Here is a 24,281-nt window from a genome sequence, read left to right on the forward strand (position 1 = left end):
TTTTCTTCTAAAGTACAAAAAATGAGAACTTAGGAGCGGATATTTTGATTCAAGAAGCCTTACGTGTATATCGATTACAATTGTATGTGATCTTTAGTGGTTTACTACTTATGTGGACGATTACTCCGTTTGGAAAACAAGTGACAGGGTTTGGTATTGGATTAGCAGTAAGCGCCTATTGTCTTTGGTTATTAGCTCGCAGGGTGGAGAAACTCGGAAAAAGTATCGTAATGAAGGAAAAGGCTCCTGGGTTAGGAGTTCTAAACCGATTTGCAGCTGCCATTTTAGGAGCAATCATCATGTATGAAATTGAGCATGAAATGGAAATGTGGGCATTTGGTACAGGCATTTTAGGTGGTCACTTTTTAATGATTGCAAATTTAGCTTATGCGAATATGCAGTTAGTGAAAGAGGAAGAGAAGCAAAGGGAACATGCTTCGAAAAACATAGAGCTATGATGAAAGGGGCCTAATGGGGTTCCTTTTTTGTGTTTAAGTGAGCTAATGAAAGGAATCAATTTTACGACAAATATAATACGCTTCTTTTTTTCGTTTTTCAATAGTATGAAAAATAATGTAAAAAAATTTAAAAACCCATCGATTTCTAAAGGTTATGTATGTTATTATGACAAAAGACTTTTTGAAAGAGGTGGATACCAATGTTACAAGCGTTACTTATTTTTGTGCTTCAAATTATTTATGTTCCAATTTTAACAATCCGTACGATTTTGCTTGTAAAGAATCAAACAAGATCCGCTGCTGGTGTTGGATTGTTAGAAGGAGCTATTTACATTGTCAGTTTAGGTATTGTGTTTCAAGATTTATCAAATTGGATGAACATCGTTGCCTATGTCATTGGCTTTAGTACAGGACTTTTATTAGGCGGTTATATAGAGAATAAATTAGCAATTGGTTATATTACGTATCAAGTTAGTTTACTAGACCGTTGTAATGAATTAGTAGATGAACTACGTCACTCTGGATTTGGTGTTACGGTATTTGAAGGCGAAGGAATTAATTCTATACGTTATCGCTTAGATATCGTTGCAAAGCGCTCTAGAGAGAAAGAACTGTTAGAAATCATTAATAAAATTGCACCGAAAGCGTTTATGTCTTCTTATGAAATCCGTTCATTTAAAGGCGGATATTTAACGAAGGCGATGAAGAAGAGAGCGTTAATGAAGAAGAAAGATGAACATGCATCGTAAAGAAAAGGGAGTAGTGCAGCTTTAAAAGCACGGCATAACCCCCATATGTAAAAGAGAGGAATCTATTTCAAATTTGATTCCTCTCTTTTTTATGAAGGGATTTATCTGTTAATTGGAAAAATTGAATCGTATAATTATTTTTTCTATTCATCCTCAAATTAATGATTAGCCATACAACTTGAATAAATACTGGTATAATAAACGCGATTAATAAAACGATAAGTGATATTGATTTAATTTCGGATGTTTGAGTAACACCAGCACCATCAACATCTCGTAGCCAAATAATAGCGGCCCATATTCCAAAAATGATAATCCAAAACATGTTGCCAATCCACCAAGAAACCCATCGTTTTTTCATGTTAGAATTCCTTACATTTACACTCTGTTAAAAGTATATTTTCGTTCGTTACATTGATCCCGCTATTTGCCGGGCAGTCCGTAAAAGCTCGATTGGTGAGGGTTAATAATTAGTGGGGGATGATGCACAAAACCCCTACCGATTAAAGTTTCACTTTATAATGAAATAACTATAAAATTAGTTTTTCTTAACTGTATACCTAACTTGTTTAAAGGTTACCATTTCTCCATCTTTATCATCATCTTTTGTTTGCAAAAGTTGAACTTTTGGCTTGTAGTCCGTCCTATGAGCGTGTTCGATATCTTTAATGTTAAGCTTGTAGGATTCACCATTATTAATTTTTTGTTCCAATACTTTTTTATTAGCAACATAAATAAAGGTCACTTTATTTTCATCAATGCCCTCGGTCTTAATTTCTAATTCATTATCTTTTGTTGTAATGGTTGGTGTTAATAATTCCATACTGCCGTTTCCAGTTTCTAAAGAATTTCCTGCAATAGCTGAACATCCGGATAATATGATTCCGGTGAATAGAAGAACAGCTAATTTCTGTTTCATAACATCCCTCAATTCCATGTGAATTTTGATTTTGGTATTGCTAGATTACTAGTGTGGAGCGTAAATGTTTAGTTAGTACCCTTTTAATTGCACCATAATATGTAAATTAAAACAGGATGTATATCCAATTTAAGGGAGATTAAAAAATTTACTGATTGTTGTAAATTCGTGTGTTTTAGCTTCTATTTCAATCGAAATGTAGACGAGAGAAAGAAATTTTTTTATAGAAATTATAATTTTTACATTTTACAATAATGATAGGGAATAGATGAATTCATTTACTTCGGAGGTAGTTATTTGAACATTAATGAGAAGGCAATTGAAATGTTTGAACAAAATAAATATGAGGAAGCAATGGAACTGTTTCAACAAGCAGTACATGAATCTAGAGACGTACAATCTCTCAATAATCTGGCTTGGATGTACTTTTATGAGGAAGAGAATGATGATAAAGCTCTTGAATTAATAAGAGAAGTTGTTAAGTTGAATCCTTCTTCATACTTTCCTTATAACATCTTAGGGGAAATTTACACGAAACAAGAAAAATGGGAAGAAGCGAAAGAAGTATTGCAAAAATCTATTTCGATGCAACCATCGGATGAAGCATTTCACAATGTAGCTGTAGCGCATTATGACCTTGGAGAGTTAGAAAAAGCTTCGGAATTTTTTTTGCGAGTTGCAGGGGATTCGGACTATATAATGTATAGCTATGTAAAATGCTTAATTGATTTAGGGCGAACGACAGAAGCGAAAGAGAAGTTAGATGCTTTTAACAGGAAATCTGATAATTTTTTAGGAGAAATTCATGTAGCAGATTTATATGTTGAGTTGAATTGCTATAACGAAGCAATTGAATGGTTCGAAAAGGGATACAAAGAAGTTTGGAAAAGTCCTAACTGGATTGGTAGGTTTGTATATGCTCTATATAAAGCTAATAATTTCTCCCGTATAAATGAAGTTATACAGGAATCTATCGAAGCGAAAACATCAGAAATAGAAGATGTTCAGAATGAAGAAGTAGAAGAAAACTGGACAGAAAAAGATAAGAAAGAGTTAATTGAGGAATATACAGAAGAGAATAATTGTTATAAAACAATGATAGAACGTATCAAATCTGGATATGTTCCAGGGTTAGAATTTGAAACTTATCATTTAGGGGGGTGCTATTTATTTGGTTGTAAAAGACATAATCATCTTGAATATGAAAAATAAAAAGATTCGACTGTCAAGTATGATGGTCGAATTTTTTTATTATAGGTTGCTTGTCTAAAGGTACCATCTCAATTGTAATGTGTTAAAGAGGTTTCGTCTCATTACATAGGTATATATCCTCTTTAGAGCTCCCTTTTTTAATATTTAAAATATGGAGTGAAATAAAACCAATAACTCCTATTCCGCCGAAAATAAGCCATGGTGTATACATTCCGTTTAAATTGGATGTAAACGATGTCCCGGTATAGTTACCGATGATAAAACCAAATGCGAGTGATAGTTGATAAAATCCGAAGAAAGTGGCTGTATATGATTCATTACTGTAATTTGCAATAGCGATATCAGCGTTAGGTAATACGAGTGTTTCACCGATTGTAAATAAAATTACACAAATAAAGAGCCAATATGGGTGTTGAAATAAAGGAATGAGTAAAAAGGAAATACTCATTAATAAAACACCGTATTTAATAATCGAAAGTGTGTTGTATTTGTGGAATAATTTTCGGAATAATACCATAAATATGACGCCTGTTATCGCATTTATCGTAATAACGAGTGTAGCAAGTTGATTGCTATTACTAATGTTTTTCATATGAAGTGGAAGTGCGACAGTAAGCTGAGTAAACATAATATAGAAGAAAATCATGATAAAGGAAAACAGAAGGAAAGACTTGTTTTGTAAGATGGCCTGTATTCCTAATGTAATAGACGTGTTTTCAGTAGTGACATGGAAGTGATTTTTAAGTAAGTAAAAGATAAAAGCAAATAACAGCATAAGAGATCCTGTTAGAGAGAAAGCGTAGAGTGGATCGAGTAAGAGTAAGAACCCTCCTGCAATTGGTCCGATTATTGCACCGCAATTAAAGCTAAGGTTTAAATATGTAAATAAATTTTTTCTCAAATGAGCTGGCTGTGAGCCAAATATAGCGCGAGCGGCAGGTTCGTAAAATGCAGTTCCGAAGCCAATAAGTGCAGAAGAAATAGAAATTGTATAGAAATCAGAGCATATTCCTAAAGCGATAAATCCGATTCCTCTCAAAAATAAACCAGCTATCATCATAATGATATAGCCTATTTTGTCAGCAATTAACCCTGAGAATAATGGGATAACTCGTGATGTAATTGTCATAACCGTCAACACTGTTCCTACTTGGACAGCAGAAAAATGAAGAAAGGTTAATAGATAAATAGCTAAAAATGCGTATACTGCAAAATACCCAAAAGACATAAAAAATGAAGAAATAAGCATGAAACGTATCGGTGTTGAGAAACTTTTCATAGAAATCCCCCTAATTATGTAACCAGTAAAATTATTTGATGGTTAACTATTTTATACTATAATTATACATAAAGTCAGAAAAAAGTAAATTTTAAGAAGAAGGTGGATCGAATTGAATCAAAACGCTCCAAATGAACTAGAATATATTCGGGAATTTTTAAATACATGGAGAATACCAAACGATACGAGAGAGCCAATTGATTTGCTGCAAACAAAAGAAGATATAAAGCTCTTTATGAAAGAATATTTTGATGAAGAGTTTCCATTTCATACGATAGAGGAATTAAGAAATTTTCGAGAAGATATTCGGATGACAATTGAAGGCGAAGAATCATTGCAAAAATGGTTAGAGAAATACCCATTTCATGTACATATAAAGGAAGATATGAAAGGTATTACATATGAACCAGTATATGAAGAGAATGTGTATACAAAAGTGCTAAGCATTGTGTTAATGTCAATTCAAGAAAATGTGTGGGGAAGGTTAAAAGCATGTCCAGATTGTCGCTGGGTATTTTATGATCATTCGCGAAATGGAAGTAAAAGATGGTGCGGTATGTATGCTGGAGAAGAAGGAGGAAGAGCATGCGGGACGATTGCAAAAGTGAAAAACTACCGGGCGAAGAGAAAAGGGCGATCTGGTTATGATATGTAAGTAATATTAGAGAAAGAAAAATGGATGGGGGGAATGATATGGAAGGCACACAAATGTTAGCTTTAAACAAAAAGTGTTGGGATACAGTTGCACCATATTTCTTTCAAGTGGATTGTTTACCGAAATATGGTCCGTATACGGCGTCTGAAGATGAGATTCATTTGTTCGATTCAATTAGAAATAAAAAAGTTCTTGATATTGGGTGTGGAAGTGGACATTCGTTGCAATATATGGCAGAGCATAGGGCAGAGGAAGTATGGGGTCTTGATCTTTCAAGTGAACAAATTAAAACAGCGAATAAAACGTAAAAGCGTTGGAATCCAAAGTTAATATGCGGAGCAATGGAAGAAGAAGGAGATATTCAGAAAGGGTATTTTGATATTATATATTCCATTTATGCATTAGGTTGGACTTCAAATTTAGGAAAAACAGTAGAGTTTATATATTCCTATTTAAAGCCAGGAGAAAGTTTTATTTTTAGTTGGGAGCACCCAGTATATTCAAACTTACAATATGGTACAGAAGAAGTTGCTATAAAGTCTTCTTATCATGAGGAAACGTCCATTACGTTTGAAACATTTAAAGGAGAAAATGTACAAGCGATATTATATAAGAGAAAAATAAGTACATATATAAATGAGTTAAATAGAGCAGGCTTTATAATTGAGAGAATAGAAGAGCCTGAACCATCGAGCTCGTTTGATGGAGAACTAGCTGAGCCGTCTACGAAATATTATTCTTTATATAAAGCTAGGATGGTACCAACTACTTTTATTATTAAGGCGAGGAAACAAATTGTTTTATAAAAAGAAGCCTATCGTTTCAAATAGTTGAAATGATAGGCTTCTTTATTTTTAAAAAATAAGGTCAGAGGTGTACTTTTTTTAAAAAAATGCATTTCATATAAAAGGTGTAATGATTTTAGGGAAGGGGGATTGTTGTGCGTCATCATAAAAATTGCAAAAAATTCGGAGTGGCACTGCCTCTTCCGCTTATAGGTGCAACTGGTCCAACAGGTAATAGTGGCCCTGTAGGTCCAACTGGAGGGCATGAAGGTCCTGTTGGTCCAACAGGGATGACTGGACCGACGGGAGCAACTGGTCCCCAAGGACCTCAAGGTATCAGGGGAATACAAGGTTCGCGAGGGACAACAGGAGCGCAGGGAATACAAGGAGCTGTTGGTGATACCGGAGAGCAAGGTATAACTGGTCCAACTGGCCTCCAAGGTGCTCAAGGATTAATCGGAAACCAAGGTCCAATTGGTGATATTGGGGTACAAGGATTAGAAGGAACACAGGGAGCTACGGGTCCTGCTGGTAGTCAAGGAATACAGGGCATACAAGGAATACAAGGGGAAGTAGGTGAGCGAGGACAAACAGGGGCACAAGGAATACAAGGAGAGAGAGGGGTAACTGGAGTTCCAGGGGTAACTGGTTCCCAAGGTCCTCAAGGTGTTCAAGGGATACAAGGAGAGCAAGGGGCTACTGGTATACAAGGAGAAGACGGCGCTCAAGGAATACAAGGAATTACTGGAGAACAAGGACACCAAGGTGATCAAGGGGCACAAGGTGTAGTAGGACCAACTGGTTCTACTGGAATACAAGGTCCTCAAGGTATAAGCGGAATAAAGGGAATAACCGGTGTAACAGGCCCTCAAGGTCCACAAGGAGTTCAAGGAATACAAGGAGTAAGTGGATCCACAGGTTTTCAAGGAGCAAAAGGAGTACGAGGGATAACAGGAGCAACTGGTCCTACTGGTACACAAGGCTCAGAAGGACCACCGGGTGGTCCGACGGGAACAACCGGTCCAATTGGTCCATCTAGTGGAGTGACTGGTCCATCAGGTCCACCCGGCCCGCCAGGAGGTCCAACAGGTCCAACGGGTGCGACTGGTTCAACAGGTGTAAGCGGAGGGATAGGACCAATTGGAGCGCAAGGAGTGCAAGGTATAACAGGTCCAACAGGTCCTCAAGGTGTAAGGGGAGTCCAAGGTTCCCAAGGTGTAGTTGGAGCAGTTGGAGTCCAAGGGGCACAAGGTCCTCAAGGTAACCCAGGTATAACGGGTCCAACGGGTGCAGAAGGTTCTCAAGGAATACAAGGTACGCGTGGAGTAACTGGTCCGACAGGTGCAGAAGGCCCTAAAGGTATTCAAGGTATTCAAGGTGTAATAGGCCCAACAGGTGCACAAGGAATGGTGGGAATACAAGGGATAGCCGGTCCAGCTGGTGTTACAGGAGCGGAAGGAGTTCAAGGTGAACAAGGAATCCGAGGAGCAACTGGTCCAGCTGGAGCGCAAGGTATACAAGGAGTACAAGGAATTCAAGGGGAAACAGGAGCAGCTGGAGCACAAGGTCCTCAAGGAGTTCAAGGGATACAAGGGACTACGGGATTGACAGGTGCACAAGGTGCACAAGGTCTTCAAGGAGTGCAAGGAATAATCGGTCCGACTGGAGCTATTGGTTTGCAAGGTCCTCAAGGATTACAAGGAATAACGGGTCCAACAGGAGTTCAAGGAGTGCAAGGAATACAAGGAGTGCAAGGAATAATCGGTCCAACAGGAGCACAAGGAATTAGAGGTCCCCAAGGAAATACAGGGGAGGTCGGTATAACTGGCTCTCAAGGAGTCCAAGGGGCACAAGGTAGTCAAGGACCCCAAGGCCCACAAGGGAATATTGGAATTACTGGTGCAACGGGTGAAACTGGAGCTACTGGAGCAACCGGGTCAACTGGACCACAAGGTGTGCAAGGTGTTCAAGGGATTACGGGAATACAAGGAATAACAGGAATGACAGGCGATATAGGTGCAACGGGTCCGCAAGGAATACAAGGTATACAAGGAATTCAAGGTTTGCAAGGCCCAATTGGAGCAAGTGGGGTGACAGGTGCTAGTGGTAGTATAGGCCCAGTTGGAGCGCAAGGTAGTCAGGGGCAAAACGGAGCGGTTGGACCAACAGGCGCAACTGGTAATGTAGGATCAATAGGTTTCTCGGGGATAGCAGGAGCGACTGGAGCGACTGGTTTACCTAGTGGGGGCGGTTATTTCTTTTCCACTGCAACGAGTACAATTGCAGCGAATGCGCTAATACCAATTAATTCTGGTTCTACAATTTTTGGAGCAGGAGTTAGTTTAACAAATGCGACAACTATAACGTTAAGTACGCCAGGGATATATTTAATAAGTTATTATTTTCAAGGGGATGCAATTTTGGGGAATGAAACGATTTCGGTAAGGCTTGTTTTAAACGGAACGCAAGTCGCAGGGAGTTTTATTCTTTATGTTACAAAAGGTAATTTTATATTAGAACCAGCGATTTCAAATACGATGGTAATTGAAGTTACTTCTCCAAATTCCACTTTGTCATTACAAAATGGTCCATTAGCTATTGGGCATGTAACGACATTAGCGGGAGTAATAACAGCTAGCTTAAACATATTACAAATAGTTTGATGCGTTACAAACGGGAGGAGATGCTTGTGAAGAATCAAGATAAGTGTAGTAAGTTTCAAGCACCTATTCCTTTTCCGCCGCCAGGTATTACGGGGCCCACTGGACCAACCGGTCCAACAGGTGCTTTAGGTGGACCAACTGGACCGCAGGGAATACAAGGCGTACAAGGTCCAATCGGTCCAACAGGTCCGACAGGAATACAAGGGGTGCAAGGGGTACAGGGAGAAAATGGTCCAACAGGTCCAACAGGTTTAACTGGACCACAAGGCTCTCAAGGTAGTCAAGGACCTATGGGAGAACAAGGCCCACAGGGAATACAAGGTGTTCAAGGAATTCAAGGCGAAAGAGGTCCGACAGGTCCAACTGGTATTCAGGGGATACAAGGAATTCCTGGTCCAATCGGTCCAACAGGTTCAACAGGAATACAAGGCATACAAGGAATGCAAGGGGAAGTCGGTCCGACAGGTCCAACAGGAATACAAGGTATACAAGGAGTGCAAGGGGACAATGGTCCAACAGGTCCGACTGGAAATACTGGTATACAAGGTGTTCAAGGTAATTTAGGAAGTAGTGGTTTACAAGGTATAACAGGAATACAAGGAATACAGGGTCTAATTGGTCCAACAGGCCCAACAGGTTCTCAAGGAATCCAAGGGGAACAGGGGCCAATGGGGCCACAAGGGGAAACTGGTGTTCAAGGTTTACAAGGTCCCCAGGGAGAAATGGGGCAGGTAGGTCCAACCGGTTCTCAAGGAATCCAAGGAGTGCAAGGTGTAATCGGTCCGACAGGGGCAACTGGTTTACAAGGGGATCCAGGTCCAACTGGATCAACCGGATCAACTGGGATAACCGGTCCGACTGGTTCTGCAACGGGTCCAACAGGAGCAACAGGTCCAACCGGTCCTCCGGGAGGCCCAACCGGTCCAACCGGTCCAGCAGGATCACCAGGGGGTCCAACCGGTCCGACAGGAGCAACAGGGGCAACAGGGGCGACAGGAGCAACAGGAGCAACAGGAATCCAAGGAGTGCAAGGAATACAGGGTCCAACAGGAGCAACCGGTTTAACAGGTTTGCAAGGGGTACAGGGGCCGATGGGGGCAACAGGTCCAACGGGTGACCAAGGCATTCAAGGTCCACAAGGGATACAAGGAGTAATCGGCCCGACAGGTCCGCAAGGTCTACAAGGATTACAAGGCTCAATCGGCCCAACCGGTCCGACAGGTCCCCAAGGAGTGCAAGGGGCACAGGGTCCAATCGGTCCAACCGGCCCACAAGGGGTTCAAGGTATACAAGGTGAGCAAGGAGTAAGGGGAGCGACAGGTCCAACTGGTTTACAAGGTCTACAAGGCGTACAAGGTCCGAGTGGCCCAACTGGCCCACAAGGAGTGCAAGGCGTACAAGGTCCGAGTGGCATAACAGGCCCAACCGGTCCTCAAGGAATACAAGGTATCCAGGGACCGCAAGGAAGTATAGGCCCAACCGGTCCTCAAGGAATACAAGGAGTGCAAGGTCCCCAAGGTCCAACAGGTCCGACAGGGGCAACGGGTCCTCAAGGAATTCAGGGAATCCAAGGTCCGATTGGTCCAACTGGTCCCCAAGGAATTCAGGGGATACAAGGAGTGCAAGGTCCAATCGGCCCAACTGGTCCAACCGGCCCTCAAGGTCTACAAGGAATAACCGGCCAGGCGGGCCCAACCGGTCCAACAGGAGCAACCGGTCCGACTGGAGAAACGGGTCCCCAAGGTCCTCAAGGAATTCAAGGATCACAAGGAGAAATGGGTCCAACGGGAGCAACCGGCCCGACTGGAGAAACGGGTCCCCAAGGTCTTCAAGGAATCCAAGGTCCCCAAGGGATAACGGGTCCAACGGGAGCAACCGGCCCGACTGGAGAAACGGGTCCCCAAGGTCTTCAAGGAATCCAAGGTCTCCAAGGGATAACAGGTTCGACGGGAGCAACCGGCCAGACGGGAGTGACTGGTGCCACTGGCCCGACTGGAATACAAGGCATACAAGGAATAACTGGAGCAACAGGGGGAACGGGAGTAACAGGCCCAACCGGCGCCACTGGTCCAACCGGCTTAACTGGAGCAACAGGATCATCTGCTATATCGACAGGTGGTGGCTATTTCTTTTCTACATCAACAAGCACAATTGCAGCAAGTGCCAATATTCCAATTAACTCGGGATCCACTGTATATGGAACTGGTGTATCTTTAACTAGTGCTACAACTGTCACAGTATCGACGCCAGGAATATATTTAGTAAGCTACTATTTCCAAGGGGACGCGACTGGTGGGAATGAAGTAGTATCTGTAAGATTACTATTAAATGGAACACAAGTAACAGGGAGTTTTATACAAAATGTAACGACATCAACTGTAGTATTGGAACCATCTATTTCAAATACGCTTCTTGTAAATGTAGCTAGTGCAAATTCAACGTTTATATTACAAAATGGCCCGCTCGGTGTTGGGCATGTGACTACAATAGCAGGTACGATTACGGCAAGTTTAAATGTAGTGAGAATATTATAAGAAATATAAAAACACAAGGAATGTCTTTTTAGACACACCTTGTGTTTTTGATGTTAAATGAACAATTTTTTATCCTGCATTAACGGGCAGTAAGACACCCACTACAAAATTCAGCTAGAGTAAAGAAGTTAGGTGATAGATCAACGGACCGTAAAAGCCCGATTGGTTTAACTAATAATCAGTGGGGATGCCCCCACTGATTAAAGTTTTGCTTTATCTTTTTGGCTGAAAAATATGTTGAAAGAAGTATTTGTGATGTAAGTTATCTACAATTTTATTTGCTTGATATGTGCGATGTTGTTCGAGTCGAAGTCTTTGCTCCATCATTTTTATTGCGTGATCAGATAAACGTAACATAATACATATCTCCTTTTCTATAAATATAGGTGACTATTTGATATCGATCCCATATTTATAATTAAGGAGGCAAAATGTGTAACATAGGCAAAAAGCACCTTCCTCTCCCATTACGCTTACGAGGTTAGCTGTCGGACTCGGGAAGTGAGAGTTTCCCTACTTAAAAAAAGATTCGCCCCAAGTAGCATAGCTACAAAATTGGTTCCCCCGCTCCAAAATTTGGACTCAGCAAAAGGTATTATAAGGTAAAAGGTAACATAAATAAAACGATTAGTCAAATTATTTTATTTTTTCTGTTTTTTCAGTTGTGTAAGTACTATTCCATCAGGTAGTTCGGTGTATGTTACTTCAAGGAAGCCGTGTTTTTTATATAATGCGATAGCAGGGGTATTTGCTTTACCTGTTTGTACAATGTATGTCATAGAAGAAGGGAACATGTTAAATATATAAATTAGGAGTTTCGTCGCAATTCCTTTTTGAAAAAAATCGGGCGATACAACTAACCTGTGGATATCAATTAGTTTTTCTTCTTGTACAAAAGAAATAAAGCCGACAAGTTTATTTTCAGAAAAATATCCATAGAATGTTTCAACGCAACTTTGAATATCGTTTACAGTATCATATAAACGGGGTATGGCAGTACTATTTAAGTAGTCCCCTTCAACTTTATAGGCTGGAATTTGAACTTGTAAAATGGATGTTGCTACTTCAAAAGAAGTGGAATTTAACTTAAGAATCATAGATAATGAAGCCTCCTTTGAATATGGTATATTAATATAATTGCTTTATGGGTGAGTTTGACAATATTTTTCTTTTTTGCATATAATATATGTATCTCCATATGTAAAATAGTAGTAAATATATTTCTATAGTGAAATATGATTAGCAATGATAAATACATATGTTTGTATTGAATCATACAAACTATAATAGAAATGGAGGACTAAAAATGGGATGGATTATCACATTAATAGTTGGTGCTATTATAGGTGCAATTGCTAGTTCTATAACGGGTAAAAATTTCCCAGGTGGTATGTTCGGAAATATTATCGCAGGTTTATTAGGTGCTTCGTTAGGTGGTAGATTATTTGGATCCTTTGGGCCATCATTTGGTGGGATTCATGTCGTGCCGGCATTATTAGGTGCAATCGTGTTAATTCTTATTGTATCATTTGTAGTGAAAGCTGCAAGGAAATAGAGATATAGATTATGATGAAGAGCCCTGAATAAGGGCTTTTCATCATTCGAAGAGGTGGTTTCATTGGAGAAAATAAATATAAGAAAAAGAGATAAGTTAAGAAAGTTTTTTAGAGAACAAAATTATTTGGCGGTATTGCTTGGATTTGCGTTATTGTTTATTAATATTTTATTACTAACAAAAATATCATTTGTTTTTACACCGTTTATCGTATTTTTAAAAACAATTTTCTTCCCAGTACTATTGGCAGGCGTGCTATTCTATATTTTGCATCCATTCGTTTCACTTTTAGAAAAGAAAGGTGTTTCAAGAATCGTATCGATAGCCTCAATATACTTAATAGTAATCGGATTATTTGTGTTTTTAGTTGTAACTGTTATCCCTATTATTAAAGATCAAATTGATGCATTAATTGATAACTTACCGTACTTTGGCCATGAGATTGAACAAGCAGCGCGTAGATTCGGGGAAAGTAATTTACTTGGTAAAATTCAGGAGAATTTAAATATTAATGTTGCGAATATGGTAAAAGACTATACAGTTGATTTTACAAAGTCATTATCATCAGTAACTGGGAATGTAACTGGATTCTTGAGTACTGTTACAGAGGTTGTTTTAACATTTGTAATGGTTCCATTTATATTGTTCTATCTTTTAAAAGATGGCGAACAATTGCCGAATCACTTCTTAAAATTCATTTCAGAACAAAGACAACCAGCAGCAATGAGAATACTAGATGATATGCACTATGCGATTAGCTCGTATATTAGAGGGCAAATTATCGTGAGCTTGTTTATCGGTATTATGCTATTAATCGGTTACCTTATTATCGGTATTAAATATGCGGTACTACTTGCGATTTTAGCGATGATTGTAAATATCGTTCCGTACGTAGGACCAATTATTGCTATTACACCAGCGTTAATTATCGCATTTATTGACTCGCCAGCAATGGTGTTAAAAGTAATCATTGTTATGATGGTTGTACAATTAGCAGAAGGTAAATTTATTTCTCCTCAAGTAATGGGGAAAAAGCTAGATATTCACCCAATTACAATCATATTTATCATTTTAACTGCCGGAAACTTATTCGGGATTATGGGCATTATTTTAGCCATTCCAGGATACGCGATATTAAAAGTGTTAGTTACGCACGGTTATAGATTTGTTAAGTTGAATACGTGAAAAAAGAGCTAAAACAGTGGGAACTGTTTTAGCTCTTTTTTATTAACAATTCATTTGCATATTGGCGCGCCCATTGATCCGCTTCTAATATAGCATCTAGTGAAAGGTCTTTTACGTTATGATGAGCTTCAACTGTTTTGTAAATTGTTTTTTCAATATCGAAAAAGACAATTTCATTTTTTAAGAATCGTGCATTCGCAATTTCATTTGCTGCATTTAATACAGCGGGAGTAGTACCACCGATTTTGCCACATTCATATGCGTATTGTAGACAAGGGAACTTCTCTAAATCTGGTTTTTCAAAATGTAAACTACTGATTTCTAATAAATTTAATTTTTTATAGGAAGAAGGTAGCCGAGTAGGATAGTGAAACGCATATTGAATAGGCATTCTCATATCAGGAGCACCGAGCTGTGCCATAACTGATCCATCAATAAATTCTACTAAAGAATGAATGATGCTTTCTTTATGAATCATTACATCAATTTTTTCATACGGAATATCAAATAGCCATCTCGCTTCCATTACTTCGAATCCTTTATTCATTAATGTGGCAGAATCAATCGTTAGTTTTGCGCCCATTAACCAGTTTGGATGTTTTAAAGCGTCCTTAGCTTGTAACGTTTGCATTTCTTCACGTGTTTTATCACGAAAAGCACCACCGGAAGCTGTTACAATTAACTTCTCAATCTCTTTATTATTTTCTCCGTTTAAACATTGGAAAATAGCTGAATGCTCACTATCTACTGGAATTAAGCGACATCCGTTTTGTTTCGCTAGTTCAGTTACGATATGTCCAGCTGCAACTAAAGTTTCTTTATTAGCAATAGCGATATCTTTCTTTGCTTTTAATGCTTCAATTGTTGGGAGTAATCCTGAAACACCGACAACAGAACTTAATACAAGATTTGAATCAGGGTGAGTAGCTACTGCAATTAAGCCATCAGTCCCGTGTGTGATTTTTGTATTTGCTGAAATACGCGTACGAAGCGTGTCTGCTAAGTCTTTTGTCGCAACGCTTACAATACGAGGTTGAAACGTTTTGATTTGTTGCTCAAGAAGATCAATGTTATAATTTGCGGTTAAACCGACGATTTTGAAATGTTCAGGATGAGCTGAAATAACATCTAATGCAGATGTGCCGATGGATCCTGTGGAACCTAAAATGGATATATATTTTACCATGAAAAAACCTCCAAAGTTGTTTTGAATATTTCTGCAAACCTATATAAGATTAGACAATTGAAGTGGAAATTCCTGCTATATAAAATAGAAAATTCGGGTTTGTTTGGAAGTGAAATGTGATAAACTGTAAAAAAATAACGAAAAAGCAATGAAAGAGAAGAGTACATATTCGAAACTTTTCAGAGAGCTGATATGTGGTGAGAATCAGTAAGGGATGAATATGGAATGGGCTCTGGAGCTTCTAACTGAAATGAGTAGGTAAAGACGGTTACTTCACGTTAAGAAGTTGAAGTGAGCTATAATGATAGCTAATTAAGGTGGTACCGCGGGAGTTTCTCGTCCTTTTTAAGGATGAGAGGCTCTTTTTATTTTGAGAAAGGAGGAGTTAGTGTGAGTGAAAAAATAATGTTAACAGGAATTAAGCCGACAGGTTATCCGCATTTAGGAAATTATATTGGCGCGATTAAACCTGCATTACAAATGTCAAAGAATAATGAAGGAAAAGCATTGTACTTTATAGCTGATTATCATGCGTTAAATGCTGTGCATGATTCAGAAAAGTTCAGCAGTTATACGAAAGAGGTAGCAGCTACTTGGTTATCGCTTGGACTTGGGGAAGATGTTATTTTTTATCGACAAACAGAAGTGCCGGAGATTCTAGAATTAGCTTGGATATTAGCTTGCTTAACTCCGAAAGGACTTATGAACCGTGCTCATGCGTATAAAGCGAAGGTGGAGCAAAATAAAGAAGCGGGTTTAGAGATAGATGCAGGAGTGAATATGGGATTATATACGTATCCGATCTTAATGGCGGCGGATATATTACTATTTCAAGCTACTCATGTACCAGTTGGGAAAGATCAAATTCAGCATATTGAAATTGCACGTGATATTGCGACGTATTTTAATCATACATTCGGCACGACATTTACACTTCCGGAGTATGTCATACAAGAAGAAGGAGCAATATTACTAGGACTTGATGGAAGAAAGATGAGTAAAAGTTACGGGAATGTAATCCCATTATTTGCAGAGAAAGAAAAACTACGAAAGTTAATATTTAAAATCAAAACAGATTCTTCACTTCCGAATGAACCGAAAGAACTAGAAACGTTATTTATAATTTATAAAGAATTTGCGACAGAGGCTGAAATACAGTCGATCCGTGAAAAATATGAGACTGGAATCGGATGGGGTGATGTGAAAAAAGAGTTGTTTCGCGTTGTAGATCGTGAGTTAGCTGGACCTCGTGAGAAATACGCTAGGTATATGAATGAGCCAAATTTATTATACGAAGCGTTAGAAAAAGGTGCTGAGCGGGCAAGAGAAATCGCGAAGGTAAATTTAGCTGAAATTAAAAAACGGATTGGATTTGAGAGGGGGCGCTGAGCGTTCCCTTGTTTATCTATATAATATTCTTCATATTGATATGTAGAGCAAGGAATTCGCACTTCTTTTCAAAACTTATTAGTTGCATATGTTAAAAAGTATGCTAATATAGGGTTACTTATTAAATGTGTTTAATAAGTATAATTTAAGTCACTTATTAAAGAAGTTTAATAAGTGGATCTCATTCAATAAAAAAGGAGATGAATGTATGAAAACGGAGAAAGAAAAGATGGTGGCAGGAGAAATGTATATGCCAGATGATGAAGAGTTAGTAGCTGATAGAACTGAAGCAAAACGTTTAACACGCCTTTATAATGAGGCGATGGAGATAGGAGATGAAAAACGTTTTACGTTATTAAATCAGCTTTTAGGTTCTTCAGCTGACGGGAAAGCCCAAATCAATCCTGATTTTCGTTGTGATTATGGCTACAACATCCATGTTGGAAAGAGCTTTTTCGCAAATTTCAATTGTGTGATTTTGGACGTTTGTGAAGTACGAATCGGTGATAATTGTATGTTTGCACCTGGAGTTCACATTTATACTGCTACGCATCCGCTACATCCGGTAGAGCGGAATTCCGGTAAAGAATATGGAAAGCCTGTAAAGATTGGTAACAACGTTTGGGTTGGCGGGGGAGCTATAATTAACCCTGGTATTTCAATTGGAGACAACGCTGTAATTGCCTCAGGGGCAGTTGTGACAAAAGATGTACCTCATAATGTAGTTGTTGGTGGTAATCCAGCTAAAGTTATTAAAACGATAGACTTATAGAAATCGTTTTTTTTACGGGTATATGAATAAACTGGTGTCTTATCGTATAGACAATGGGGAAGGTGTTTCATATGGAGAAATATAGTGCGAACAATCATACAAAGACATTACTTGCCTCTCGAAACGCTCTTTTTCTCTTATTTGCTTTGCCAGGTGTCGCGTTTGCTACATGGATTTCAAGAACAGCAGCTACTCGAGATATGTTAGCAGTGTCAAATGCAGAAATGGGCTGGATTTTGTTCGGACTATCTGTTGGTTCAATAATTGGTTTACTGAGTGCAAGCCGCTTCATTGACTGTAAGGGAGCTAGAGACGTTATTATAGGCAGCATGTTTTTTATGATTGTTGGATTGATTTGTTTAGGTATAAATATTTATTTTGTTTCTAGTATGGGGGCTTTTAGTAGCTTACTAGTATTTGGAGTAGGCTACGGATTGGCGGAAGTCGCATTGAATGTAGAAGGTTCTTCCATTGAGCAGAAATTAGGAACAACTCTTCTTCCGAAATTTCATGGCTTTTTTAGTGTAGGAACTTTAGTAGGCGCGCTCAGTGGTTCTGTCGCAGCGTCGCTTCACATCCCGATTCTGTATCAGTTTCTTGTGATTTCGGTCATGTTTCTATTACTTGTATGTATGGTGTATCGTTTTCTTCCGCATGGAACAGGAAAGAAGGAGAAATCGCGGAACAAAAGGAGAGAGAAGCGTACTTCCTTACGTATGGAAAAAAAGGTGCTTTTAATTGGTCTTTTTGTGCTTGGAATGGCATTTGCAGAAGGTAGTGCAAATGATTGGCTACCTATCGTGATGGTAGATGGACATGAGCAAAGTATAGTGGCAGGTTCTATTATGTACGCAATTTTTGTATTAGCAATGACGTTAACTCGTATGTGTAGCAGCTATTTCCTTGATCGATTCGGTCGTGTCGCTGTCGTACGTGCCACTATTATGATGGCGATTCTAGGAATTTCAATCGTAATATTTGGGAGTAATTCGTATTTTCTAGCATTTGGCGTAGTACTGTGGGGGATTGGTGCAGCGCTAGGGTTCCCAATTGGTCTGTCAGCTGCTGGAGATGACCGTGAAAATGCGACTTCTAATGTTGCTGCAGTTTCTATCATTGGTTATACAGCCTTTTTAGTCGGACCACCATTTTTAGGGATACTTGGGGAAGCATTCGGAATACGTAATGCCTTGCTAGCTGTTTTATTATTTGTTCTTTTGTCTGGAATTGTATCGTCTATTACAAGAGAGAATACACCGAGCTAAATAAGGGTTGCATGCAGCGGAAATATATCATCTCTATTGCTTTAGAAAATGATGTATGATATATTGTCAACGCAACTTATTAAAAGTGTTTAATAAGTATGTTGATTAAGGTGGTGAGCGATTTGAGTGAACAATTTGTTACTCAAAAATCAATTAAAGAGACGATCCTTCGCGGCATTCGTACGGCTCTTCTAGAGCAAGGAAGTGCGACGAAAGTTGAACTTAGTAATACATTAGAAATTAGTTTTCCAACGATAAGTAAATTTATAGAAAATATGAAACAAGATGGTGAAGTCACTTTAGTCGGTTTAGATGATTCAAGTGGCGGAAGAAGAGCGAAACGATATGCGTATAATCCAGAATATATGTTAGGATTAGCGATATTTTTAGAAAAAAATGAGACGAATTATACAATTTTTAACTGTTTAGGGGAAGTAAAAGAACAAGGGAGTACTTCAAGTGCATTAATTGATGCGGGACTAAGCGTATTAACAGAACATATAGAAAGTCTTATAGCTATGTTTCCAAAAATAAGTTCTATATCAATTGGTGTCCCTGGTGCGGTCGATAATGGGCGTATTTTCTATATTCCTGGATATGAAAAGTTTCAAAATTTTAATTTGAAAAGTCACTTTGAGGAACTGTTTTCTATACCAGTAGTAATAGAAAACGATATGAATGCTGCAGTGCTCGGGTATCATAAAAACACGAGGAATAATGACAATTCCTCTCTTGTATATTTGTATTCAGGTCAAAATGGCCCAGGTGCGGGGATTATGGTAAATGGAGATGTCGTACGCGGAAGTACATTTTTCTCAGGAGAGATATCTTTCGTTCCGCAGTATGATAATAAAAATTTCTTACAAGCTTTGAGAAGTGGGGATTCGCATAATTCAGAGGAATATAATATAGATGCTATTACTCGTTTAATAGCTACATGTATAGCTATTATTAACCCTCATACGTTTATCTTCTGTGATGATGAAGTGAATCAATTTGTAATAGATCAAATTGTAAAAAGTTGTCCGCAGTACATTCCGGCAGAACATATTCCGAAAATAACAGTGAGCAACTGGAAAGAAGATTATTTATATGGGTTAAAAAGCCTTGGACTTGATCTTATAATTACGAGAACAAATAAAGAAAATTAAATGTACTGGCAATGAAGCATCCAATTGCCAGTTGAATAACATAAAAGAAAAGGTGTCGATTATGAAAATTGAACATGTAGCAATTTGGGTGAATGATTTAGAAGGAATGTGTGATTTCTATAAACAGTACTTCGGTGGTGAAGAAAATAGCTTATATCACAATCCGAAAAAGCAGTTTGAATCTTATTTCATAACTTTTGAAGGTGGTGCGCGTCTAGAACTTATGAGACAAGTAGGGATAGACGATAAAATAAAAACACAAACAGTAGGATATGCGCATATTGCTTTTTCTGTAGGTAATAAAGAAAAGGTGAACGAATTAACTCATACATTAAGAGAAGCAGGGTACCCTGTGTTAAACGGCCCACGAACTACAGGGGATGGTTACTATGAAAGTGTAGTAAGTGATCCTGAAGGGAATCAGATTGAGATAACAATCTAACATTATATTTACTAATAAAAAATAAAATTTTGTTGTTCCCCCAAATGTTTACGAGAAACCTATTATTTCTGCAGAAAGGGGGACATAACATTGAGTGAAATCATTTTTATTTTCTGTATATATCCATTGCTTATTTGTATTTTTTCAATAGCTGTGACATATAAAGTAGGTACATTTTACGCGATGCCAATTGTAACATTTCTTATTTTTCTTATGTTAAGTGTTACAGTGCACGATCCAGCATTTTTCTTTTGGGTTGGCATGTATACTATTCTTTCATTTATTGTTTCTTATATAACTATCCTTTTTATAAAGGGATATAAAGTTGTAGAAAGAGAGCGTTAATATCATTTTGGGGAAATAGGGATTTACGGTGAACGATAACAACCTCATTTCACGTTGTAATGACGGGAAATGAGGTTGTTTTATTTATATTTTTAATTAGAGTGATGAAAATCGCGAAGAATCCCCTCAATGACTGGATGAAGAGTACTAGGTAACTCATCAAACGGAAAGAAACGTAATTCTTTTGACTCAGTTTTATCACATATAAGCTCCCCGTGAAATTCGCGGCAAATATAAACAACGAGTACACCATGTACTTGATCGCCGTTTGGATAGATTTGAAAGAAATCTGGCCCTGAGTATGTACGGAATAGTTCTGGATTTTTAATAATAAGTCCAGTTTCTTCAAATACTTCTCGTTTTAAAGCACCTTCTAACGTTTCGTTATATTCTAAGGCACCCCCAATAATGCCCCATCGGTTAAAATCTGTCCGAAGCTGCAGTAATACTTCATCTTTTTCATTTAATATAATGGCATGTGATCCTATTAAAATAAGTGGATGATTTCCTACTAGATTTCTCATGTCTTCAATGTAGCCCATATTTTTGCTCCTTGTATTTAATAATAGTTAGGGAGTTCTTTTAACATTCTTTCTGTTTTACGCGCTGTAAAAGCTAAGTTATGGTCATCTTTCGTTCTGAAAAATAATGTGCGTAAAAAGGTTTTAATGTTGGCGCATAAAATACAATACTCATTAAGTGAAAGGCGTTTTCTAATTTGAGGAAGCCTTTTTATTTTTTTATGAATAATAGAAATTAACTCGTTTTGAGGAAAATCATGATACAGCATTGCTAGTAATGGAGTAACAATGCGTTCATCTTCATTATTATGAAAAAGGTCAGATGGAATAAAAATTTTATTTAATAAACAATGAATTAATTCTTCGTACCATTCAAAGGTCGTATACGTATTATGAACAATTTCGGTGAAAGCATCAGATACGTGAGCAAGACAATGAGCCCATCCTTTGTTTTCAATATAGCCTCGAAAATCCGTTTCTAAGTTTGTATATGTAATGAGTTTATTTTTTATTTCTTCGATATCCTCCTCTGTACAAAAGTAGTGCGAATTAGCGAATTGGAGTATTAACGCAATTAACGAAACAGTGTAAGAACGTGTGAAAACCCCATCTGTATGTGGGGAGTAAATGTCACAATATAAATACTCATCACTTAAACAAGTTTGCAGAAGTAATTTCAGCTGATCGTCCATAAGGAATTCATGATGAATGAAATGCGCAAAACATTTATATATAAGTTGGTAACGAACGTAGCTATCAGTCGTTCCGATATACTGAAGCATGTTCAAAGTTAACTCATTTACGTCTATATGCTGTAGTTGCGTATAGTCATTTTGTTGTATAAGCTCTAACTGTTGTTGCAATGCTGTAATATCCACTGGAGAACCTCCTCCGCACTTTAAAGATGCGATCTTTTCTAGTATTCTATATATTCAAGGACAATCCTGCTCATGCAAGGAGAACGATTAGAAATTCGAGTATGATATAGATGAGGGAAGAATATGACGACGATAGAACAGTTAGAAAAACATTTTAAAATAAGAAGAAGTGCTTCTTCTATTATGATAAAAGAAAATAATGCAGAGATTTTTACAGAAGAGCAATTAGAGGAAATGATGCAATATTGCGTTGCTGAAGCTAAAAAAGGTGAATTAGAAAAACTACATTTTGAAATCTCTTCAAAAAGTCCAAATTATGATGTGTATAAAAAATGTTTTGAAACGTATTCATTTGAATATGTTACGGAAAACATGATTGTATTTAAAGATATATATGAAGTAGAAGATGTAGAAAGTGAAATGGATTTTAAGCTTATTGAAGAAGTTGGAGAAGAGGCTTTTTATTCACTGTGGAATGAAGCGACGGGAGAACCAGTCGCTCATGATCAATTTGTGCATATGATGCTACAAGAAATTGGTGAGCAATGGAAAGAACATTGCTTAACAGCGAGTGTCGATGAAGAGCCGATAGGAATTGTAATCCCGCATATTGAAAGAGGTACGTTAGAAGAAGGGAAACTTATGTACTTCGCAGTTACTCCAAATATGCGTAATAAGGGATATGAAGCGGCATTATTTGCAGGTGCGATGTTTGTCTTAAAGGAAATAGGTGCATCTTATTATATTGGTGAGACAAATGTACAAAATGAATGGATGAAGGATGTTTTTGAAAAGAATGGATGTCAGTTGCTGAGTTGTACTGAGCGGTATGTGAGGGTGTTTTAGGAGGATGAATGGTCTATATTCTCGAACTCGTATAGCGGGAGGGGACTATTTATTCGCACCCTGATCGCGGGACAGTTGTATATAAAGATTTAGGTGATGAACAAATTGCATATGTCTTTCGAGGGAATCCGTGTACAACTTATGAACAAGTAAAAGAACTTTTTGCCTCTTTGTAAGATAAAAAGAAAAATGAGAACGACAAAATAGATATTCCTATAATACAATAAAGAAAGATTCGATTATATGAGAAAGCGTTGGTGAAAGAATGGAGCAGCAAAGAAATTGGCTACAAGCAACTGTAGAAAGAATTGAAGATAATACGTTACAAATAAAGTGGGAAAATAATATAGAAGAAGTTCGTATTTATTGGAGTACTTCACCAGATCATATTGAAGAAAATGGAGAACTACTTGCAACGGTAAATGGAGAATTATCATATACAATTGAAAACCCGAGTGAAAATGAACGTCCATATTTTAGATTAGTAGGAAGTAATGGACAAGCAGTAACAGTAGCCGAGCGTAGATTGCCATTACAAGGTGCGTTTAACTTCCGTGATATGGGAGGATATGAAACGACTGAAGGCCGTAAAGTAAAATGGGGCAAATTATACCGCTCTGAAGAATTAGCAGGGCTAACTGAATGGGATATTGCCTATTTACAAAAGTCTGGCTTAAAGTTAATTTGCGATTACCGTACAGACTTTGAAGTGAAGCATAAGCCGAATCCAGAGATTACGGGTGCTCGTCAAGTGTGCTTACCAGTTATGCAAGACTTAGCGAAAGACTTAAATATAAATGAGTTTTTCCAAGTTGGTGACCTTTCTATGTTAGGAAAACCAGGTGAATATCTTGTGAAAATGAATCAAGGTTTCGTAAGTGGTAACGAGGCATTCGTGAGCTTCTTAAACTTAGCGCAAAACCCGGAAAACTTACCGTTAGTAAACCACTGTACAGCTGGAAAAGATCGTACTGGATTTGGTTCAGCATTATTACTACTTTTACTAGGTGTACCAGAAAAAACAGTAATGGAAGACTACTTACTAAGTAACGGATTTCGTGAAAAGCTAAATGAAAAAATGATGGCCTTTTTAGGTGCGAAATTACAAAACGATGAGAGCAGAGCGATATTAGGTGCAATGTTTGAAGCACGTGCTGAATACTTGCAAGCTGCGATTGGTGAAATTCAAAAGCAATACGGATCAGTTGAAGCATACGCTGAAAGGGCTCTTGGCTTTACGAAAGAGTCGTTAGAGGAAATGAAAGAGTTATTACTAGAAGATTAATAATGAGAAGGAGGCTGAGCGGATTAGCCTCCTTTTACTTATAGCGTAGTTGAAAATAGAAGATAATGGTGTATTCAATAAAGAGCAGGTTAAGCGCCTCATAATGAAATATATAAACTTATATTACTATCGTGTTATTATGTTAAGTGACGGTAAAGTCGTGTGATTTATAATGATTTCTATAATGAACTATAGGGAAAAAGCAAG

The 24,281-nt window shown here is 38.0% G+C and carries 24 protein-coding genes, 1 pseudogene, 1 riboswitch and 1 other annotated feature; of the genes and pseudogenes, 17 read left to right on the plus strand and 8 right to left on the minus strand.

Annotation, left to right across the window (positions count from 1 at the left end; translation table 11 throughout):
• Positions 1 to 44 precede the first annotated feature (44 nt).
• Entirely contained in the window at positions 45 to 458 is a 414-nt protein-coding gene (locus tag N2V92_RS18215; RefSeq protein ID WP_000613876.1) for an ATP synthase subunit I, read from the plus strand.
• A 200-nt stretch (positions 459 to 658) separates the two neighbouring features.
• Positions 659 to 1,207: a DUF2179 domain-containing protein gene (locus tag N2V92_RS18220; RefSeq protein ID WP_000938443.1), complete on the plus strand. Its 549-nt coding sequence runs from the start codon at positions 659 to 661 to the stop codon at positions 1,205 to 1,207.
• A gap of 67 nt (positions 1,208 to 1,274) precedes the next feature.
• Here the strand turns inward: N2V92_RS18220 and N2V92_RS18225 are convergent, their stop codons facing one another.
• Positions 1,275 to 1,568 (minus strand): DUF3923 family protein, encoded by a 294-nt coding sequence (locus N2V92_RS18225; protein WP_016077440.1) that lies wholly within the window; start codon positions 1,566 to 1,568, stop codon positions 1,275 to 1,277.
• 177 nt (positions 1,569 to 1,745) lie between these two features.
• Positions 1,746 to 2,126 carry a hypothetical protein gene (locus N2V92_RS18230; RefSeq protein WP_000810640.1) on the minus strand — a complete coding sequence of 127 codons (381 nt, stop codon included), beginning with the start codon at positions 2,124 to 2,126 and terminating at the stop codon, positions 1,746 to 1,748.
• Between the two features lie 297 nt (positions 2,127 to 2,423).
• Here N2V92_RS18230 and N2V92_RS18235 point away from each other — a divergent pair, with 297 nt between their 5' ends.
• Positions 2,424 to 3,338 carry a tetratricopeptide repeat protein gene (locus tag N2V92_RS18235; protein ID WP_016077441.1) on the plus strand — a complete coding sequence of 305 codons (915 nt, stop codon included), beginning with the start codon at positions 2,424 to 2,426 and terminating at the stop codon, positions 3,336 to 3,338.
• 82 nt (positions 3,339 to 3,420) lie between these two features.
• Here N2V92_RS18235 and N2V92_RS18240 read toward each other — a convergent pair whose 3' ends face one another.
• Positions 3,421 to 4,617 (minus strand): MDR family MFS transporter, encoded by a 1,197-nt coding sequence (locus N2V92_RS18240; RefSeq protein WP_000834868.1) that lies wholly within the window; start codon positions 4,615 to 4,617, stop codon positions 3,421 to 3,423.
• Between the two features lie 112 nt (positions 4,618 to 4,729).
• Here N2V92_RS18240 and N2V92_RS18245 point away from each other — a divergent pair, with 112 nt between their 5' ends.
• The 4 genes and pseudogenes from N2V92_RS18245 (at position 4,730) to N2V92_RS18260 (ending at position 11,254) form a co-directional block, all read left to right on the plus strand.
• The gene (locus N2V92_RS18245; protein ID WP_001072948.1) at positions 4,730 to 5,272 is read left to right on the plus strand and encodes a CGNR zinc finger domain-containing protein; all 543 of its coding nucleotides are present in this window, start codon (positions 4,730 to 4,732) and stop codon (positions 5,270 to 5,272) included.
• A gap of 38 nt (positions 5,273 to 5,310) precedes the next feature.
• Positions 5,311 to 6,078: pseudogene (locus N2V92_RS18250) on the plus strand (class I SAM-dependent methyltransferase).
• Between the two features lie 134 nt (positions 6,079 to 6,212).
• A complete protein-coding gene (locus N2V92_RS18255; RefSeq protein WP_016077443.1) occupies positions 6,213 to 8,720 on the plus strand; it encodes a collagen-like protein in 2,508 nt (835 codons plus the stop codon).
• A 20-nt stretch (positions 8,721 to 8,740) separates the two neighbouring features.
• Entirely contained in the window at positions 8,741 to 11,254 is a 2,514-nt protein-coding gene (locus N2V92_RS18260; RefSeq protein WP_081206610.1) for a BC_3345 family exosporium-associated protein, read from the plus strand.
• A gap of 213 nt (positions 11,255 to 11,467) precedes the next feature.
• Here the strand turns inward: N2V92_RS18260 and N2V92_RS18265 are convergent, their stop codons facing one another.
• Both N2V92_RS18265 and N2V92_RS18270 read right to left on the minus strand, forming a co-directional pair.
• The gene (locus N2V92_RS18265; RefSeq protein WP_000945244.1) at positions 11,468 to 11,611 is read right to left on the minus strand and encodes a hypothetical protein; all 144 of its coding nucleotides are present in this window, start codon (positions 11,609 to 11,611) and stop codon (positions 11,468 to 11,470) included.
• Between the two features lie 97 nt (positions 11,612 to 11,708).
• A riboswitch (cyclic di-AMP (ydaO/yuaA leader) is annotated at positions 11,709 to 11,852 on the minus strand.
• Between the two features lie 43 nt (positions 11,853 to 11,895).
• Positions 11,896 to 12,351, minus strand: coding sequence for a GNAT family N-acetyltransferase (locus N2V92_RS18270; protein WP_000601235.1), 456 nt, complete (start codon positions 12,349 to 12,351; stop codon positions 11,896 to 11,898).
• Positions 12,352 to 12,560: 209 nt separating this feature from the next.
• Between N2V92_RS18270 and N2V92_RS18275 the strand changes: the two genes are divergently transcribed.
• Together N2V92_RS18275 and N2V92_RS18280 are read left to right on the plus strand one after the other, a co-directional pair.
• Positions 12,561 to 12,809: a GlsB/YeaQ/YmgE family stress response membrane protein gene (locus tag N2V92_RS18275; RefSeq protein WP_000539733.1), complete on the plus strand. Its 249-nt coding sequence runs from the start codon at positions 12,561 to 12,563 to the stop codon at positions 12,807 to 12,809.
• Positions 12,810 to 12,872: 63 nt separating this feature from the next.
• Positions 12,873 to 13,994: an AI-2E family transporter gene (locus tag N2V92_RS18280; RefSeq protein WP_000411479.1), complete on the plus strand. Its 1,122-nt coding sequence runs from the start codon at positions 12,873 to 12,875 to the stop codon at positions 13,992 to 13,994.
• A 28-nt stretch (positions 13,995 to 14,022) separates the two neighbouring features.
• On the opposite strand, the gene N2V92_RS18285 is transcribed toward N2V92_RS18280, so the two are convergent.
• On the minus strand, positions 14,023 to 15,180 hold the full coding sequence (locus tag N2V92_RS18285) for a 1-deoxy-D-xylulose-5-phosphate reductoisomerase (RefSeq protein ID WP_000241772.1): 1,158 nt from the start codon (positions 15,178 to 15,180) through the stop codon (positions 14,023 to 14,025).
• 139 nt (positions 15,181 to 15,319) lie between these two features.
• Positions 15,320 to 15,527 (plus strand) — a binding site (T-box leader).
• A 43-nt stretch (positions 15,528 to 15,570) separates the two neighbouring features.
• On the opposite strand from N2V92_RS18285, the gene N2V92_RS18290 reads away from it, so the two are divergent.
• The 6 genes from N2V92_RS18290 to N2V92_RS18315 all read left to right on the plus strand — a co-directional run bounded on the left by N2V92_RS18290 (position 15,571) and on the right by N2V92_RS18315 (position 20,544).
• Positions 15,571 to 16,569 carry a tryptophan--tRNA ligase gene (locus N2V92_RS18290; RefSeq protein ID WP_001290885.1) on the plus strand — a complete coding sequence of 333 codons (999 nt, stop codon included), beginning with the start codon at positions 15,571 to 15,573 and terminating at the stop codon, positions 16,567 to 16,569.
• A gap of 208 nt (positions 16,570 to 16,777) precedes the next feature.
• Positions 16,778 to 17,341, plus strand: coding sequence for a maltose acetyltransferase domain-containing protein (locus N2V92_RS18295; protein ID WP_000845633.1), 564 nt, complete (start codon positions 16,778 to 16,780; stop codon positions 17,339 to 17,341).
• Between the two features lie 71 nt (positions 17,342 to 17,412).
• The gene (locus N2V92_RS18300; protein ID WP_000417602.1) at positions 17,413 to 18,606 is read left to right on the plus strand and encodes an MFS transporter; all 1,194 of its coding nucleotides are present in this window, start codon (positions 17,413 to 17,415) and stop codon (positions 18,604 to 18,606) included.
• A 122-nt stretch (positions 18,607 to 18,728) separates the two neighbouring features.
• The gene (locus N2V92_RS18305; protein ID WP_016077445.1) at positions 18,729 to 19,757 is read left to right on the plus strand and encodes an ROK family transcriptional regulator; all 1,029 of its coding nucleotides are present in this window, start codon (positions 18,729 to 18,731) and stop codon (positions 19,755 to 19,757) included.
• Positions 19,758 to 19,818: 61 nt separating this feature from the next.
• Positions 19,819 to 20,199, plus strand: coding sequence for a VOC family protein (locus tag N2V92_RS18310; RefSeq protein ID WP_000687550.1), 381 nt, complete (start codon positions 19,819 to 19,821; stop codon positions 20,197 to 20,199).
• A 90-nt stretch (positions 20,200 to 20,289) separates the two neighbouring features.
• The gene (locus N2V92_RS18315) at positions 20,290 to 20,544 is read left to right on the plus strand and encodes a YbeF family protein (RefSeq protein ID WP_001289513.1); all 255 of its coding nucleotides are present in this window, start codon (positions 20,290 to 20,292) and stop codon (positions 20,542 to 20,544) included.
• 92 nt (positions 20,545 to 20,636) lie between these two features.
• On the opposite strand, the gene N2V92_RS18320 is transcribed toward N2V92_RS18315, so the two are convergent.
• Positions 20,637 to 21,086, minus strand: a complete 450-nt coding sequence (locus tag N2V92_RS18320; RefSeq protein ID WP_000540466.1) for an NUDIX hydrolase — start codon at positions 21,084 to 21,086, stop codon at positions 20,637 to 20,639.
• Between the two features lie 17 nt (positions 21,087 to 21,103).
• Complete coding sequence (locus tag N2V92_RS18325; protein WP_000355454.1) at positions 21,104 to 21,943, minus strand: DUF2785 domain-containing protein; 840 nt, start codon at positions 21,941 to 21,943, stop codon at positions 21,104 to 21,106.
• Positions 21,944 to 22,066: 123 nt separating this feature from the next.
• Between N2V92_RS18325 and N2V92_RS18330 the strand changes: the two genes are divergently transcribed.
• Together N2V92_RS18330 and N2V92_RS18335 are read left to right on the plus strand one after the other, a co-directional pair.
• Complete coding sequence (locus N2V92_RS18330) at positions 22,067 to 22,789, plus strand: GNAT family N-acetyltransferase (RefSeq protein WP_016077446.1); 723 nt, start codon at positions 22,067 to 22,069, stop codon at positions 22,787 to 22,789.
• A gap of 265 nt (positions 22,790 to 23,054) precedes the next feature.
• Positions 23,055 to 24,074, plus strand: coding sequence for a tyrosine-protein phosphatase (locus N2V92_RS18335; RefSeq protein WP_016077447.1), 1,020 nt, complete (start codon positions 23,055 to 23,057; stop codon positions 24,072 to 24,074).
• Positions 24,075 to 24,281 lie beyond the last annotated feature (207 nt).

Source organism: Bacillus sp. CH_48, from assembly GCF_038008465.1.
GTDB lineage: Bacteria > Bacillota > Bacilli > Bacillales > Bacillaceae_G > Bacillus_A > Bacillus_A thuringiensis_S.